Here is a 16,029-nt window from a genome sequence, read left to right on the forward strand (position 1 = left end):
TTAAATAATGAAAGGTTGAAACATGTAAACATGGATAAGCAAGCTAGCTCTTTATCTGTGGTTATCCCTGTCCACAATGAGGTTGAGAACCTGTCGCTTTTACATCAGAGAATCAGCGCTGTTATGCGTAATATGTCACTTGAGTATGAAGTTGTCTATGTTGATGATGGCAGTACCGATGGCAGTTTCGCCTTGCTGCAGCGGCTGGCGGCGGCCGATTGCGCTGTAAGGGTAGTGAGGCTGAGCCGCAATTTTGGTCAGACGGCGGCCCTGGCCGCTGGAGTGGCCCACAGCCAGGGTGAGGTGCTGGCGCTGCTCGATGCTGATCTGCAGAATGATCCAGCGGATATTCCGCGGCTGCTGACAAAGCTGGAGGAGGGCTATGATTTGGTGAGTGGATGGAGGAGGAAACGGCGAGGAGATGCCTGGCTACGCTGCCTGCTCTCCCGCTTGGCGAATGCCATGATCGCCAGGGCTATTGGTGTGCCTTTACACGATCTCGGCTGCACACTCAAGGTCTATCGCCGCTCGGTCTTCGCTCATGTCCCCCTCTACGGGGAGACACATCGTTTTATTGCCGCTTATGCCGCTCTGGCCGGCGCGCGCATTGCTGAGGTTGAAGTGGTTCATCACCCCCGGCATACTGGGCGCTCACACTATGGGCTTGGTCGAACGCTGAGTGTGCTGCTCGATCTCTTGCTCTTGAAATTCTACGACAGCTTCGCCACTCGCCCTCAGCACCTGGTGGGTCTGCCAGGGCTGTTGGCGCTTGCTCTGGGCATCTTCTTCTTGCCAGTTGCTCTGCTGATGACCTGCTTGCATACGGGCAGATCCCGCAGGTGCCATTGGTCTGGGCCCTTGTTGTGGGGAGCTGGATGCTGTTGCAGTTTTGGCCTCCTCTCGCTCCAGATCGGGATACTGGCGGAGATGCTGATGCGTACCTATCATGAGTCGCAGGGCAAGCAGCCGTATATTGTACGCTGTACGGTCTCCGGGAGAGAAAGCTGTCAATGCTGGTAGATTTTCGAATATGCTTAATGCCTAAAGTCTATGAAAGCTTGTCTTTGTGGAGAAGTTGTAGGGGAAGAAGCAGGTAGGATAAGATGAAGATCTTGGTGATTGCTCCTCAACCCTTCTTCGTGCCCCGTGGGGTGCCTTTCAGTGTCTATGCTCAACTGGGCGCTCTGAGTGAGCTGGGTCACCACACGGACTTGGTAACCTACCCGTTTGGTGAGCCGGTGGCGCTTCCCCGAGTGCGCGTCTGGCGTATCCCTAGCTTGCCCTTCGTGCGCGAGGTGCGTATTGGCCCTTCTAGCGCGAAGCTGTTCTTCGATCTAGTGCTCTTCCTTTGGGCTTGTTGGCGACTTTGCTGTCAGCGCTATGACTGTATCTGCACCCATGAAGAAGCTGGTGTCTGCGGTGTTGTGCTGGCAGCGCTCTTTCGCTGCCGACATGTCTATTATATGCACTCTAATCTTGCTCAACAGGCGGCCTGCCTCGGCTATGCACGTCGGCGCTGGATGCTGCACATCTTGAGATGGTTGCAGCGCTGGGTTATTCGTCATGCCAGTGCGGTCGTGGCGATCTGTCCAGCTCTAGAGCAGGAAGCCTGGCAGATGGGCGCTCGCGGTAGGACCTATCTGATCGAGAATGTGATCTTGCCAGAGACCCTCTCAGCAGATCTGTCAGAGGCTGCTAGGGAAAGGTGTCTGAGGAAGGGGGAAGCTGGACGACTGACAGGAGCAGACGGGCTTGCTATAACGGCTCCGGCGCAAAGAGAGACGGTGACTAGCCTCGGTCAGTATGAGTTGTTACCTGAGTCCTGTGAGACGGGACCGTTGGTGCTCTACACCGGAACATTGGAGCGCTACCAGGGAATTGAGCTGCTGCTAGAGAGCGCTGTCCTGGTACGACGGCGCTGTCCTACAGTCCGTTACCTGATCGTTGGCGGGCGACCAGATCAGATTGCAGCTTTGCAGCTACGCTGTCGACGCCTGGGCATTGAGGATGGTGTAGAGTTTCTCGGTCAGCGTCCTGCTATGGAGATGCCCATCTATATGGAGCAGGCAACGATCCTGGTGAGCCCGCGTTGTGCAGGAGCCAACACGCCATTGAAGCTGGCAAGCTACCTGTATTCCGGCAAGCCCTTGCTAGCGACCTTGATTGCTGCTCACACCCAGGTACTTACGCCCGAAGTGGCCCTGCTAGTCCCCCCAACGCCGCATGGGCTGGCCGCCGGTACCCTCTTCCTCCTGGAGAATCCGAGTTATGCGCGCGCTTTGGCCTGTGCAGCCCGGCGATTCGCTAACAGACGCTGGAGCTGGTCTTCCTTTGTGGCACAGCAGCAGCGCCTCTATGCCGAAGTGGTGGCCGCTAAGAGAGGGAGTGCCTGCCAATGAAGCGCTATTTGCGTGAACTTTTCGCCGAGGCGGCGGCTGAAGAATTACGATTGCCTCGCTGGCTGGTTCACCTCTATCTGGCGTTGCTGGAGCCCCCTCTGGGGAAGACGATTCGTCTTGATCTGCTACGTTCGGTCTTGCGCGGCTACAGTGTGCGGGGAGAACGCTGGCTAGATCTCGGCTGTGGCATCGGCGATCTGACGCTCAGATTAGCTGCCTGCGGTGCTAAGGCGGTAGGGATTGAGCGCGATGAGCACAAAGTAGCTCGCGCTACAGCCGTAGCGTCTCGTGCAGGGCTGTATAGCGCGCGCTTTCTCGCCGCTGACGTGTGCCGGCTTAGGGAGCTAGAGCTGGGATTGTTCGATGGGGTCTGCTGTCTGGCAATCCTGGAACATATCTGGGATGATCTCGCGCTGCTCAGAGAGATCGCCGCCGTGTTACGCCCTGGGGGGCTCCTGGTGTTACAAGTTCCTGCTGCTGGTCGGAAACTACTGCCAGCGGCTGAAAGGGAAGATGGCCATGTGCGTCCAGGCTACACTGTGCCTGAAATGTATGCTCTGCTTGAAGCCTGCAATTTTCGTGTGGCCCGCTACGATTCGCGTGATCCTCTTAATCTAATGTACTACTGGTGTCTCTGTGCATGGCTATTAGCGGGAGTCTTCTCAGGCCGTCGCCTCCGTGGTCCCTGCTTCGCCGCATTGGCTCCGCTCTTTCTCCCTCTCATTCGCTTCTCTTCCCGCTGTATCAGGCGAGCTGGAAGCGAGTTGGCTTTCTTAGCAGTGAGGTGCTGATAGTGAGAAGTATCGGCTGTAGTGGTATTGCTGAAAGTGGATCTCTGTCGGCTTTCCAGCCTTCTAAAACAGATCTTGTCTCTATTGATCGATTTGTTCTATCGTTCTCTACAAGCAAAACAGGTGGTGGAGGCAAAGGCATGCGCTGTCTGATTACCGGTGTTGCCGGTTTTATTGGGTCCCATCTGGCTGAGCGTCTTCTCTCAGAGGGACATGAGGTCTGTGGCATTGATGTCTTTAATGATTGCTATCCGCGTCAGGTCAAGGAGCAGAATATCGAGGGGCTTTTGTCTTCTAGCCGCTTTGACTTTATTGAGGGGGATCTGCTGCGGCTGCCTCTGGTCTCACTGCTCGATGGAGTTGACTGGGTGTTCCATTTAGCAGCTCGGGCTGGTGTGCGGCAGGGATGGGGCACCGAGTTTGGACGTTATGTAGATGCCAATGTACTGGCTACTCAACGTCTACTAGAGGCTGCTGTCCGCGCAGGCAATGTGCGGCGTTTCATCTGTGCCTCCTCTTCAGCAGTCTATGGTGAGGCTACGCGTTTGCCCGTCAATGAAATGGCTCCGCTCCGCCCTGTGTCTCCCTATGGCGTGACCAAGGTTGCTACTGAGCAGCTGTGCATGCTCTATCACCGTAACTATGGTCTGCCGGTGGTAATTCTACGCTACTTTACTGTCTATGGCCCTCGGCAACGACCTGATATGGCTTTTTATCGCTTCTGTTCTGCGCTGGTCAGTGGGCAGCCTGCCCATGTGTATGGCGATGGACTCCAGACACGCGATGTAACCTATGTGGATGATGTGGTGGAGGCCAATCTGTTAGCGGCGACAGCTCCGGCGGCAGTGGGGATGGCCTTGAATATTGCGGGGGGAGTGCGTGTCAGCATTCTCGAGGTGCTTGACCTGCTAGGGGAGATTAGCGGCGCGCCTCTGCCGGTGGTATTCCTCGATGAACAGCGCGGCGAGGCTCATGATACCTTTGCGGATATCTCGCAGGCGAGCCTTGTTCTGGGTTACTCGCCGCGGGTGGGACTGCGTGAGGGATTGCGAAGAGAGCTAGATTATGTGATCGCTTATGCCCGTAGCCTGACTTCTCGTTTGTATCAGGGTTGGTCGCTGTCTCGCCAGGATAAGCCGGCTACCGAGGGTGGGGAGGAAGGACAATGAGAAGGCTCCAGCTTACAACCTCCCCTGTTAACCTGGTCTCTCACGGCGAAAAAGACACTAAGCTGCTGGTTCCACAGGGCTTCTCTCGGCCAAGAAGGTTGACGCGTGTTAGGCTGTGCCCTTTGGAAGGGGAGGCGGAACCGCCTTGTCTGACTGAGGATGCGAGTGAGGCGGGTCATTTATCGGTCGCCGCCTCACTCGCTGGCTGGACCTCTAAAAGCGCTGGAGCTCGCTATGCTATGGGCTTGCTGCGCGGAGGGGGTGCTTGGCAACTGGTGTTAGGAACGGTGCTGCTGATGACTGTGGGAGGGCTTGTCTGGAGGCTGCTCGCCACCTCTGCTGCGTGGAGCGAGTTGGGCCACAGTCATCTTAGCTATGCTTGCCTGCTGCTGGGCGGAAGCGGAGGACTACTCTGCGTAGTGATTAGCGCTTTCCAGTGGTATGCCCTATTGCTCGCTCAGGGCATGCGCATTGATTTGGCCGAGCTGATCAGGCTCTATCTGATTGGTATCGCCTTTGGCCATTGGCTACCGCTGGGAATAGGAGGCGATGCCATCAAGGCTCTTTACTGCGGTCGTATACTCGGCTCCTATGCGTTGGCCGTCGGAACGCTGGCCCTGGCGCGCTTGCTAGGTTTGCTAGCCCTGGGGCTGTCGCTTGGGGGAACGCTCTGTGTGTGGGGGCAGCTCTTGCCTGCCCCCTTAGGGGCCGTAGCCGCTGCGGTCAGTTTGCTGATTACGCTCGTGCCGGTGGGCCTGTTGGGGGGGGCCAGGCTGGCTGCCAGACAGGCTAAGGGAGGTCGGCAAGCCGAGGCTGACTATTGCCCCCTTCGCTTTCGGCTGGGCACGAGGCTAAGGGCTGCCCTGCTGATTATCGCTGTCAGACCGGGGGCTTTTCTGCCTGCGCTGGGCTTGAGCTTCTCTTTCTGGGTCGTGGCTGCGCTAAACTACTATGGCTATGGTCTGGCCCTCGGTATCCATCTGCCACTGCCCTGCTACTTTGTGACCATGTCACTGGCGGCCCTTGCCGCTACGCTTCCTCTTTCTTTATTCAATGGCCTTGGATTACGGGAAGGCGCTCTAGTCTGTATCCTGGCTCTCTATCATGTGCCCGTGGATAAGGCCTTGTTGCTGGCTGGCTGTGTGGGTGCTCAGAGCCTGGGGCTGGCCCTAAGTGGCTGGCTTGTCTACCTTCTCAGGAGGAAGGAGGAAAAGTGAGCAATGGCCCAGCAGCCAGCTAAACCCAAACGGCGCCAGTTCAAGCCGGGCTTCGGTATGCCTTCGTCCCAAGTGCGTTTTTACTTCGATGAGGAAGAGGCTCCTGCTGCCCTGCCTTGCCTGCCGGAGGCGGTGAATACCGTGGGGGAAGAGCAAGATGCTGGCACTAACACCAACACTGGGGGACAGCCTCAGCAAGCTTTCATCCCCCAGTCCTTGCCGCCGGTACGATCTGGGAAACTTGAGGAGCCTCCGGTGTGGCAGGTGGAAACCCTACGCCTGCGCATTCTGCCAGGCAGGTGGAAACATACTCAGCATCGCCGTCGCTTTCTGATGGCTCTTAGCTGTAGCAGCTTGCTTGTCTTGCTTGTGTTGGGCTGGCTAGCTCTGCTACGCTCTTCAGCGCCAGCGGTAATACTTTATCAGGCCCAACAACAGGACTACGATCAGAGCCTGGCAGGAGAAGGCCTGGTCTATCCTCAGAGGCAGCTAGTCCTCTCTCTCCCCTTCTCAGGCAAAGTTGATGCTCTGCTGGTCAAGGTTGGCGACTTTATCAAAGCTGGTCAGGCCCTCTTGCGCCTTGATCCAGTAGAGTTGTCTCTGCAGCTGAAGCAGGCCAAGGATGAGATGATGGCAGCGGAGAATTATTTGCAGGAAATGATGATCAGCGGGAATCTGTCTGCTGTGGCCCAAGCCCGTCAGCGTTACGCGCTGGCCAAAAGCAAGTATGAAACTCTGCAGGCCCGCTCTTCATCCTTGCTTTCAGAGAACTGCTTGCTAACGCCTCTTAGCGGAGCCGTGACAGCGATCAATGTCGTGGCCGGCCAATTGTTTGCAGCGAATGCCCCCCTCTTGACAATCAGCGACCAGTCCAAAGTAATCGTTCATGCCCGGCTGCCCTTAAAGGCCCTTGGATTACTCCATCCAGGCCAGTCTGCTGAGATCTTTGTCGCTAGTGAAGAGGGACCTGTGCTTAGAGGAACAGTATTGACCATTGTGCCACGTGTCGACCCTCAGACGGATACCTTCGAGGTCTGGGTAGGGCTGGATAATCGCCGGGGCATACTCCTACCAGGTATGAGTGTCTTTGTGCGCATTGCTGTGCAAGGTAAAGCGCTGGAACTACCGCGACTAGCAGTCCTAGATTTAGATCTGGCGCCTGCTGTCTTTATTGTCCAGCAGCACAAGGCTTATCTGCGCCCTGTACATGTGATAGCTCGTTCTTCTGATCGAATCTTTATTGACAGTGGTCTGAACAGGGGAAACCTAGTGGTTTTGGTCGGTCTGGCTAACTTGCACAATGGGCAAGAGGTGCGAGTAATTGGATTAGAGGATGAATAAATATATACTTGGGGAAATTGAAATGAAAGTAAAAAGAGAAAATGCAATGGTGGAGTGGCTGGAGTGGAGATACTGGACAAGATGGATCCTTGATCGTGGCTGTCTGCTTCTGGCGGGGGGTGTGATGCTAGGAGCGAGTGGCTTGCCCTGGTTAGCAGATCCTTTTCATAGAGTCTATTCTCCTTGGGAGATACCGCTTGCTTCAGGATGGTCATTGGCGGTGCCAGATTCAGCAGGTGCCGCTCTGACAAGTGTAGGGGCAGGCTCTTGCCTTGCGGCTCTTGTTTGCTTGGGCTGCGCTACTTTGAAGCCATCAAGGAGCACTATCACTGCTGCTTCACCCACCCTTCAGGGCGGCTGGTGCCATCGCTTAGCTGGAATCTGCTGCTTATTGCCGCTCTGGGTGTTTCTGCTCCACTTCATCAGTGTTGACACGCAGCAAGGCGATGAGCTGGCTTATCATAAGCTGGAGGCTCAGCTCATCCTACGCCACTTAGGCTACAATCTTCCCCGGGACTGGCTCCCAATCACTGCGCCCTTTGCGCTGGACATGGCAAGACTCCACTGGCGTGGAGTCTTGTTGGTGGATCAACTGCGACCAGGGGCTGTGCTACCCCTCATTGGCCTATGCTTATGGCTTCGATGTCCTAATGAGAGGAGAGAGTCCTGGCCACTCGTTCCACTTATTCAACTGCGCCTTTTACGTTCGCCCTGCCTGATGGCGCTGGTAGGAGGATGCTTATTGCTGGCAAGCAGCGCTCCGCTTGGATCATGGCTGTCTATGCAACAGGTGGATTGCGCCATCGCTGCGGGTGACTATCAACAAGCTCTGAACTGGTTAGAACGCTCTCGTCAGATTGCCCCGGCCACTGGCAACTCTGAAGCCTATCAAGAGCGACTTGGCTTGATCCTCGCTGGTTTAGAGCCGCGCTCCCAAGGAGAAACAGTAAGCTTTGCGCTGGCTCGCTCTTTCCTTCAGGGGCGAGCTTACTTACGGGCCTATCAGGTACTATTCCCGCTCTGGTTAAGCCATAGGCAGCAACAGCAAGAATCCCCTGAGCCGTGGTTAACCGCGGCCCTTAGCGAAGCTCTGGCAGGTCTGGTAGAAGCCGCCTGGCCTCCCGCTTTGCTCTCAGGAGATACGCTGGAGCGGAACCATCGGCTAAGTATCGCTCAAGGTTGGCTCATGCGCCTCGTGCAGGTCAATCCGCACAGCCTCTATGCTCATTATCTTCTTGGTAGAGCTGCCTATGATCTACACAACTATCGTAGCTGCTTGGCTGAAATGAGCATCCTGCTGGCGCTCTCCCTGGATAATGATCTCCGCTCATCTGCCTATACCTATATCGGCCTAGCGGAAATTGCTCTGGGACACTCTCTTCAGGGGCGGGAGGCTTTGCTCACGGCTGTCACGCTCGACCCCGATTATCGCAATAATACGGCACGGGAAGCACTTTCAGGATTGCACTAGGACGCTTTGAGATGGGCAAGATTGCACGTAGCAAGGCAGAAGGAAAGCAGCAAGAAGGGACGGTTGTAGGGTTTTATGGTGAATCTCTGGCTATGGAGGCGTATGATAGCTGGGCGGCTGATCGGGCCAGTGCTGTCTAAGCAGCAGGCTCAACGAAGGCCTCTCCTCTTCTCGATTCGATGCTTTTTCCCCTGTGCTGGCAGTCTCTGTTTACTGCTGTTAGCCATGTTAGGAGCGGCCTGGTTTGCCTGGCAGGTTACTATGGTCCCCCAGCCAATCGATTTTGATCCTGGCTGGGGAGAAGCCCGCTGGATTACGGCGGCAGATGGCGGGGCACCCGTTGCCTACTTTCGTTATGCACTGCACCTCAATACATGGCCGGCAGCGGCGGTTCTCACAGTAGCAGCGCGGCAGACCTTCACTCTGGCTGTCAATGGTGTGTCGCTGGGCAGCAATAATGGTCAGTTTGCTCCTCGAGCCTACATCTATGATATCCGGCCTGCTTTACGTATCGGTGTCAACATCATTGCCGTGCGCGTTGCCAATGCTGACTTAGCGTTACCGGCCCTAAGAGCTTTACTGGAGATCAGAGAGGGGGCGACAGTCTATCACCATGGCTCTGGAGAAACCTGGCGCGCGACCTCTCAAAGCGGCCTGGCCCATCCTCGTGATGCGGTTGGACCCAATGCCTGGAGCCTACCCGGCTTCGATGCCACTGGCTGGAGGCAGGCCCGGGTCCTTTCGGAAAGGATGGACTCCTCCCCTTTCCTCTCAGTGAATCCACGCCTTTATCAGCAACCTCTGCCGCGCTTGTGGCTCAGAACTAACGGCTACGATGCCTGTTTTTTTAGACTCCTCGATGTACCAGAAAAAACAGCCAGAGTCTGGCTACGGCTCGGCAGTACTGCGCGGACGAGTATCTATCTGAATGGCAGGTTGCTGACAACTCTGTACGGAGGATGGCAGTCGCTGCCTTTCAAGCCATCTTCTGCGCAAGCGAATTATCAAGCTACCCTTCCCGTGACGCTCTATAATATATCGCCCTGGATGCACTTTGGTCACAACACGCTTGCCATCCATGTGTTTGCCTCTGTGCCGTTGGCTAATAGACAAGTAGAACAATGGTCTGGCAAGGTCACGGTACTGACCGACATCATGATCGAGCGTAGCCAAGGTCGGGAGCTCTGGCTCGAGCCATCGGGAGCCTGGCGGCTAGTTAACCACCAGGCCTGTGGACAGCCAGAGGCAGAGCAAGCGCTGAAGCCCTGGTCATCGGTTCCGCTGGAACTCGCCTCAGCTCCTTTGTCTCTGCCGTACCTGAGCGCCGTCTCCCTAATCTCACCTTCATTACTCTCCGCTCCCACCGAAGGATGGCTAGTTATCAGCGCAGCGATGGCGATTGTTGGATTGCCCTGGCTGATGCTGGGCTTCCTGCTCAGCGTAGGCCGTCCCGCACCACCTCGTCTGGTCTGGAGGCCATTGAGCCTGGCAGTAGTACCGCCTCTGATACTTATTTGCCTGCTCATTGTGCTATCTCACCTCCCAGTCTTTCCACATCCCTGGCTGTATACCTGGTTCTGGCTGGTATTCCTGGGAGCACTGCTTCTGCTGGACTATGCGGCGCTGGCCTGGGTGATCTGGGCCAGCGCCAGGCGTCAGGCCAGCTCGATAGTGTTATTAGGGCCAGGCAATCAGACCAAGGGGACGACGGTAGAGACGAGTACGAATATGACGGCTAGCTCAGAGGTATGGAGCCGGCTACAAGGCTGGAGGTCGCTGCCGTCTAACTACCAGTCGACATTGCGATCTCTTTGGCGATCCTGGCACTTTTGGGGTACGCTGGCGCCAGTCGTGGTCATAGCGCTGCTCCTGTCTGGCTATCAGCTCGCTTATGAGCCTTACTGGCAGGACGAACTTTCTAGCTACTATGCTGCACACGGCATCCTGAGCACAGGCTGGCCGCTCTTCCCCTCGGGCTTTCTCTACACGAAAGCAGAACTCTATTCCTATCTGTTGGCGGCTTGGCAGTGGCTCTTCGGTGAGCGTCCAGAATTGGCACGTGCCATCAGCGTTGGGGAATACCTGGCGACTCTGCCGCTACTCTATCTTGCGGGATGCTACTTCTTCTCCCGACGCGTAGCCTGGCTGGCAACAGCCATGCTGGCCTTCTCGCCGCTTGCCCTGGTCTGGTCGCGTCAGATGCGTATGTACCAGCAAGCGCAACTGCTCACGCTTCTGACCCTGCTGCTCTTTTATAGCTGCCTGCAACGCCCAGCGCGCTCTCGTCTCATCTATGGAGCAGCGCTCAGCCTGTTAGCAACCTATCTCAGTCATGAAGAAACCTTCATTATCCTGCCTGCCCTGCTACTCTGCGCTCTGGTCTGCAGAGACCGGCAACGACTCAGCCTCTCGGCTCTCTGTCTCTCCCCCTCCTGGCAGCGGGCCACTTTGCTTTGTGGGGCGGGCATCGCTGCCCAGCTCTTGCTGACCCATCTTAGCCATCCGCCTAGTCTAGGTACTGATGCTTCGCAGCGTCCGCTTGTCCACTTCACGATCAATAACTTTATCTTCTATGCAGACATGCTGTTTACTCCTATAGCCAGCGAGCGGGCGCCCTGGCTCTTCCTCAATTCCGTCAGCCTGATGCTTGGCTGTCTGCGGGCCATACGTAGCAGAGAGCCAGGTCCTTGCTACTGTGTCTTGTTCTTGCTCGCTGCCTGGTTGACACTCGTCTACGGCTTCACGCTCCAGGCTGATCGCTATCTCTATCCGCTGCTACCTTGCTACTACCTGCTCAGTGCCTACGGGACGAGTGAGCTTATCCAGGCCGTAGGAAGATTAACAGCAGCCGTGGCGGATGCAGGCTTGTCGCCGCCTGACTGTAACTGGAGGCAAGTAGCGGCCTGTCAGCGCCTCTTGCTGATAGGAAGCTCGGGTATGCTTTGTGCTCTTCTCTTAATTGCGCCGTTGATAGCGATGAGCGCAAGCAATCTATGCTTAAGCCGGCTGCTGGGCCTTCCCCATCACCGTCACTACGCCGACTATGATCTTGTTGGGGCCTACCTACGGCAGCATCTACGCCGAGGAGACGTGGTAATTGCGGTAGCTCCCGCCAACTGCGTACGCTACTATGTGGGGCAAGTTGATTACTTTTTCTCTATTGATCGTGCTCTCTATCTCATGGAGCGGCGTGGGCATATCATCGAAACCGCCTCCGCGGCGGAGGCTCTCCTCAACCAGGATGATTTTGCCGCGGTGCTAGCTGAGCATACGCGGATCTGGATTGTCTCAGATAACGGGCCATATGAGGCCGCTGTTAGAAAGCGCTTTGTCTTCCCTTCCGATGTGCACCTCGTCTTTGAAGGGTACGCATCGGCTCTTTATCTGCGTGGCGGTTAGCTATTTCGGAGGGTCTAACGTGATGCGAAAGAAGTTATACATGATAATGCGAATCATCGTGTGGATTGTGATCGTGATCTGGGTGATTATCACAGCAGCAGGCTATCTCGTGAGCTGTGCCCCACTTTGGGAGCGGCTTCCACGTCCACCTTTGCTGATTGGGAACAGTCTTACTCCTACCGCGGCCCACAGCCCGGCTGCGATGACCGCGCTGGCCTTGTCGCCGGACTGGCGCCAGCAGGCTGAGAGAGTGATTGACCAGGTGCTGGAGAACATGCACGAGCATGCCTGGAATGCGCAGGCCATGACACGTGGCCTGCGCACCGGCGGCCTGTTCATCAACTGGAAAATGACCGATCCCCGGCGTATCAATGCGGTGCACCCTGATGCCCAAAAAGGGAGACAAGAAAAACATGATCCCCAGGTTGATCTACTCTACCTCAGTGCCTTAAGCGCTTATCAGCGTCTCCATCCAGGCATCACGATTTATCAGGCTGATCTTCAACGCACTCTGGCAGTGGTCAAGTTTGCATTTCAAAACTATAACCTACCCAAAGGCTGGATCTACTTCGCTCTTCTTACTTTAGGCCTCACCCTGCCTGATGCCTCCTTGCTGGAAGAAGCGCATGAGCTAGCCGAGCGATTCTATCGCTTCTGGTACGATCCGCTCGCGGGAACAGTCTATGATCGGCTTCATCGGCCACCAGACTACAACACTGCTCACACGCTAGAGTGTGGCGCAGCTCTCATCGACGCAGGAAAACGCTGGCAGATGCCGGCGTGGAGAGAGGCCGGAGAGCGAACCCTGCAGCACATCATCAAGATGGCCTTTGACCCCCATCGGCACTTGCTTCATGAGAGCATGCTAGCTGGTTCTACTGGCCACGATCAGCCACAAAATGATGAGGTCAGAGCAGCCGCCGAGGGAGAAGCCGTTACAGCACTGGTGCTCGCTTATCGCCTCACCGGTCAAAGTCAGTACCTGGCGCTGGCAGGCGTGTTGTTGCGAAGTCTCTTCGTCACTAGTGGTCTCTGGGATACGCAGCGCGGGGGCTTCTACTTTGCTCTCCGCCTGAGCGATGGCAAAGTCATCCAAGATTATAAGGAGACGCGTGCTCAGTGTCTCACTGTGAATGGCCTGCACCTCTATAATGCCCAAGCCGGCGCTCCCTTCGTCAGCGAGGAGCGTTCCCTGATTGCTTTACTCTTAGGGCCATTCTACGAGCACACCTATCATGGCTACTTTTATCGCCTGAGCGCTGATTTCCAGATCTACATAAGCAAACCCGGTGCTGGAATCGGTAAAGAAGACTATTTCACCTCGGAGGCAATGGGTTGCGCACTCAACGCTTTATTCAGCGTACTCCTGCCGTCATAGACCCCTGTGGCAACCCAGAGCATGAGCAGCCAAGAAAGGTCGAAGGGCGAGACCCTTGCTAACACTGGTTGGCTCTTGGTTGCTGACGAATCAGAGTCAGCAGGCCGCCGGCCAAAAGATAGGAGAGCGCCATCACGATAAAGGCAATCTGGAAGCCAAACCGATCAATGAGCCAACCGATGATAGCTCCCCAGGCGGAGCCGACGCCGAAAGCGAGCGCAAAGTACAAACTAAAGGCATTGTCGCGCAAATCGCGACTAGCTGAGTCGGCCAGGTAGGCTTGAAGGAGAGGAGCTTCGGCATAAACAGCCAGTCCCATCAGCAGCAATGCCGGCGGGATAAGCCAGAAAGGCATACCAGGACGAGCGACCTCAATGAAGAGGAGAGTTGTAACAACTGAGGCCCCGTAGAACAGATAGAGCATAGGGCGACGCCCCAGGCGATCCGAGAGCCGTCCGCCGAGCAGCGGACCAATCACACTGCCAAGGAGCAGCAAGGTCAGGAGTATTCCCTGAAGACGGCTGTCAACATGACGTACGTTCTGCAGATATAAAGGGACATAGGTCGTCACATTGCCCAGGCCACGCCCGCCAGCCGCGATAATCGAAACAGTCATGATAATTAGAAGGGTACGATCGCGCAACGGCAGCAACAAGCTTAGGCCCGCCTGGAGCAGCTTAGGCCCGTGCACGACAAGGCTCCAAGCCGGTGATGGGGCGTTCCCCACCGCTTGCTGCCGAGCGCGATGACGCCGATCGAGCGGTCCGCGCTCCTCAAGCAGAATCAGAATGGCGATACCGATTAGAATACCTGGCAAGGCGGCCACGTAGAGCAATGGGCGCCAGCCCCAGAGTCCTAGCAAGGGACCTGCGATGAAAGGCACGGCCAAGGTACCGATATTACCGCCGGCAATGTGCCAGGCCAGAGCATAACCATGGCGACGCTGGCCATAGCGGTCAGTCAAATAAGAGCTGCCGACTGGGTGTTGCGGGGCAGTAGCCAGCCGAAAGGCAGTACTCCAGGTGAGCAGAGACCAGAAGCCATTGATCGTGCCAGTAAAAAAAGTGCTCAAGCCGCCGAGGATCGTGCCGATGCCGAGCAGCACCTTGCGCAAGATATAGCGACTGAGGAGACCGAAAATCACCTGAAGGAACCCTCCAAGAGCATTGGGGAGGGCCACCACCAAGCCAATCTGGGTATAACTGAGATGATACTCCTCCTGGATCAGGGGATAGACAAGCGGCATGAGGACAGTGACAGCATGAATGAAAGCATGGGCTGTACTGACCAGAAACAGATCACGTCCTGCTGCGGGCAAAGTAGCAATCTGCTCTTCTGAGAGCGCAGCATCGCGACTCAGTTCATCAGTCACTTTCTGCTCTGCCTGTGACATAAGATCCCTCCTAGTTAAGTGTAACATGGAAGGAAGTGAGAGACGAGAGAGAAGAAAGAAGAAGGCGCTCGCTGATCAATAGGCAGTGAGCTATATGGAGGCCACAGCTATGGTACAATACAACTGTGGAAATCATCCCGGGGGACGGCGATGTCAAAGGCTCAGGCCGTCCCGAAGGGTTCTCTCTCGATGAAGAGGAGTGAGCGGCATGCTAGACCAGGAATCTGTAGATGTTGGTAAGGAACCCCGCCTTGTGCAGGGAACCCTCTTTGATAAGGCTGAACTTGAGCGGTTGGCAGCCGAGCAACGGCGCTGGGAAGAGACCACAGTCAGACAGTCGCTTGAGCGCATGCCTGAGCGCGAACACCTGGTAACCACCTCCAGCGTGCCCATTAAGCGCCTCTATACCCCGCTGGATGTCGCCCACCTGGATTACATGCGCGATATAGGTCTGCCGGGTGAGTATCCTTTTACTCGCGGCGTGCAGCCGACGATGTATCGGGCCAAGCCGTGGACCATGCGGATGTTTGCCGGTTTCGGCACGGCTGAGGATACAAATGCGCGCTTTAAGTACCTCCTACAGCAGGGGCAGACAGGGCTATCGACAGCCTTTGATATGCCCACACTCTATGGCTACGATACAGATCACCCTATGGCCGCCGGCGAGTTCGGCAAATGTGGGGTGGCGGTCTCCTCCTTGGCCGACATGGAAATCCTCTTTAAAGACATCCCGCTTGATCGGATTACGACCTCCATGACTATCAACAGCCCTGCGGCAGTCATCTGGGCGATGTATATCGTCAATGCCGAGAAGCAGGGTTACCCGCGCGACAAACTGGGAGGAACGCTACAAAACGATATCCTAAAAGAATACATTGCTCAGAAAGAGTTTCTCTTCCCGCCTGAGCCCTCGCTACGGCTCGTCGTTGATACCATCGAGTTTGGAGCGCGCTACATGCCGCGCTGGAACACCGTAAGCATCAGCGGCTATCACATCAGAGAGGCAGGTGCTACGGCTGTCCAAGAGCTGGCCTTCACTATTGCCAACGGCATGACTTATGTAGAAGCGGCCCTTCAACGAGGTCTGAAGATCGATGAATTCGCGCCGCGACTCTCCTTCTTCTTCGACGTACACAATGATTTCTTTGAAGAGATCGCTAAATTCCGCGCGGCGCGCCGCATCTGGGCCAAGCTCATGCGTGAGCGCTATGGAGCCAAAAATCCACGTTCCTGGCTTCTCCGCTGCCATGCCCAGACAGCCGGTGTCTCTCTCACGGCGCAGCAGCCAGAGAACAATATTATACGCACAACCATCCAGGCGCTGGCAGCCGTGCTTGGCGGCACGCAGTCGCTCCATACCAACGCCCTCGATGAAGCCCTGGCCCTCCCCACAGAGAAAGCTGCCCTGATTGCCCTGCGTACACAGCAGATCATCGCCCATGAGAGCGGCGTCACCAACACTGTTGACCCC

General features: G+C 56.1%; 11 protein-coding genes. 10 read left to right on the top strand and 1 reads right to left on the bottom strand.

What is annotated here, in order from left to right; all coding sequences use genetic code 11:
- Positions 1-30: 30 nt before the first annotated feature.
- From IRZ24_RS07530 to IRZ24_RS07570, 9 genes are all read left to right on the top strand, one after another.
- Complete coding sequence (locus IRZ24_RS07530; protein ID WP_297161990.1) at positions 31-1,020, top strand: glycosyltransferase family 2 protein; 990 nt, start codon at positions 31-33, stop codon at positions 1,018-1,020.
- 83 nt (positions 1,021-1,103) lie between these two features.
- The gene (locus IRZ24_RS07535) at positions 1,104-2,399 is read left to right on the top strand and encodes a glycosyltransferase (protein ID WP_297161959.1); all 1,296 of its coding nucleotides are present in this window, start codon (positions 1,104-1,106) and stop codon (positions 2,397-2,399) included.
- Complete coding sequence (locus IRZ24_RS07540; RefSeq protein WP_297161962.1) at positions 2,396-3,190, top strand: class I SAM-dependent methyltransferase; 795 nt, start codon at positions 2,396-2,398, stop codon at positions 3,188-3,190. The genes IRZ24_RS07535 and IRZ24_RS07540 overlap by 4 nt, the downstream gene beginning before the upstream one ends.
- 140 nt (positions 3,191-3,330) lie before the next feature.
- Positions 3,331-4,359, top strand: coding sequence for an NAD-dependent epimerase/dehydratase family protein (locus IRZ24_RS07545; RefSeq protein WP_297161965.1), 1,029 nt, complete (start codon positions 3,331-3,333; stop codon positions 4,357-4,359).
- 239 nt (positions 4,360-4,598) lie between these two features.
- Positions 4,599-5,576 carry a lysylphosphatidylglycerol synthase transmembrane domain-containing protein gene (locus tag IRZ24_RS07550; RefSeq protein WP_297161968.1) on the top strand — a complete coding sequence of 326 codons (978 nt, stop codon included), beginning with the start codon at positions 4,599-4,601 and terminating at the stop codon, positions 5,574-5,576.
- A 3-nt stretch (positions 5,577-5,579) separates the two neighbouring features.
- Complete coding sequence (locus IRZ24_RS07555; RefSeq protein WP_297161971.1) at positions 5,580-6,917, top strand: efflux RND transporter periplasmic adaptor subunit; 1,338 nt, start codon at positions 5,580-5,582, stop codon at positions 6,915-6,917.
- A gap of 781 nt (positions 6,918-7,698) precedes the next feature.
- Positions 7,699-8,388: a hypothetical protein gene (locus IRZ24_RS07560; protein ID WP_297161974.1), complete on the top strand. Its 690-nt coding sequence runs from the start codon at positions 7,699-7,701 to the stop codon at positions 8,386-8,388.
- 102 nt (positions 8,389-8,490) lie between these two features.
- A complete protein-coding gene (locus IRZ24_RS07565) occupies positions 8,491-11,787 on the top strand; it encodes a glycosyltransferase family 39 protein (RefSeq protein WP_297161977.1) in 3,297 nt (1,098 codons plus the stop codon).
- Between the two features lie 40 nt (positions 11,788-11,827).
- Positions 11,828-13,165, top strand: coding sequence for a hypothetical protein (locus tag IRZ24_RS07570; protein ID WP_297161981.1), 1,338 nt, complete (start codon positions 11,828-11,830; stop codon positions 13,163-13,165).
- A 58-nt stretch (positions 13,166-13,223) separates the two neighbouring features.
- Here the strand turns inward: IRZ24_RS07570 and IRZ24_RS07575 are convergent, their stop codons facing one another.
- The gene (locus IRZ24_RS07575) at positions 13,224-14,558 is read right to left on the bottom strand and encodes an MFS transporter (protein WP_297161984.1); all 1,335 of its coding nucleotides are present in this window, start codon (positions 14,556-14,558) and stop codon (positions 13,224-13,226) included.
- A gap of 208 nt (positions 14,559-14,766) precedes the next feature.
- On the opposite strand from IRZ24_RS07575, the gene IRZ24_RS07580 reads away from it, so the two are divergent.
- The coding region (locus tag IRZ24_RS07580) for a methylmalonyl-CoA mutase family protein (protein ID WP_297161986.1) at positions 14,767-16,029 on the top strand (1,263 nt) is incomplete at its 3' end.

It is taken from the genome of Thermogemmatispora sp., from assembly GCF_019683755.1.
Lineage (GTDB): Bacteria > Chloroflexota > Ktedonobacteria > Ktedonobacterales > Ktedonobacteraceae > Thermogemmatispora.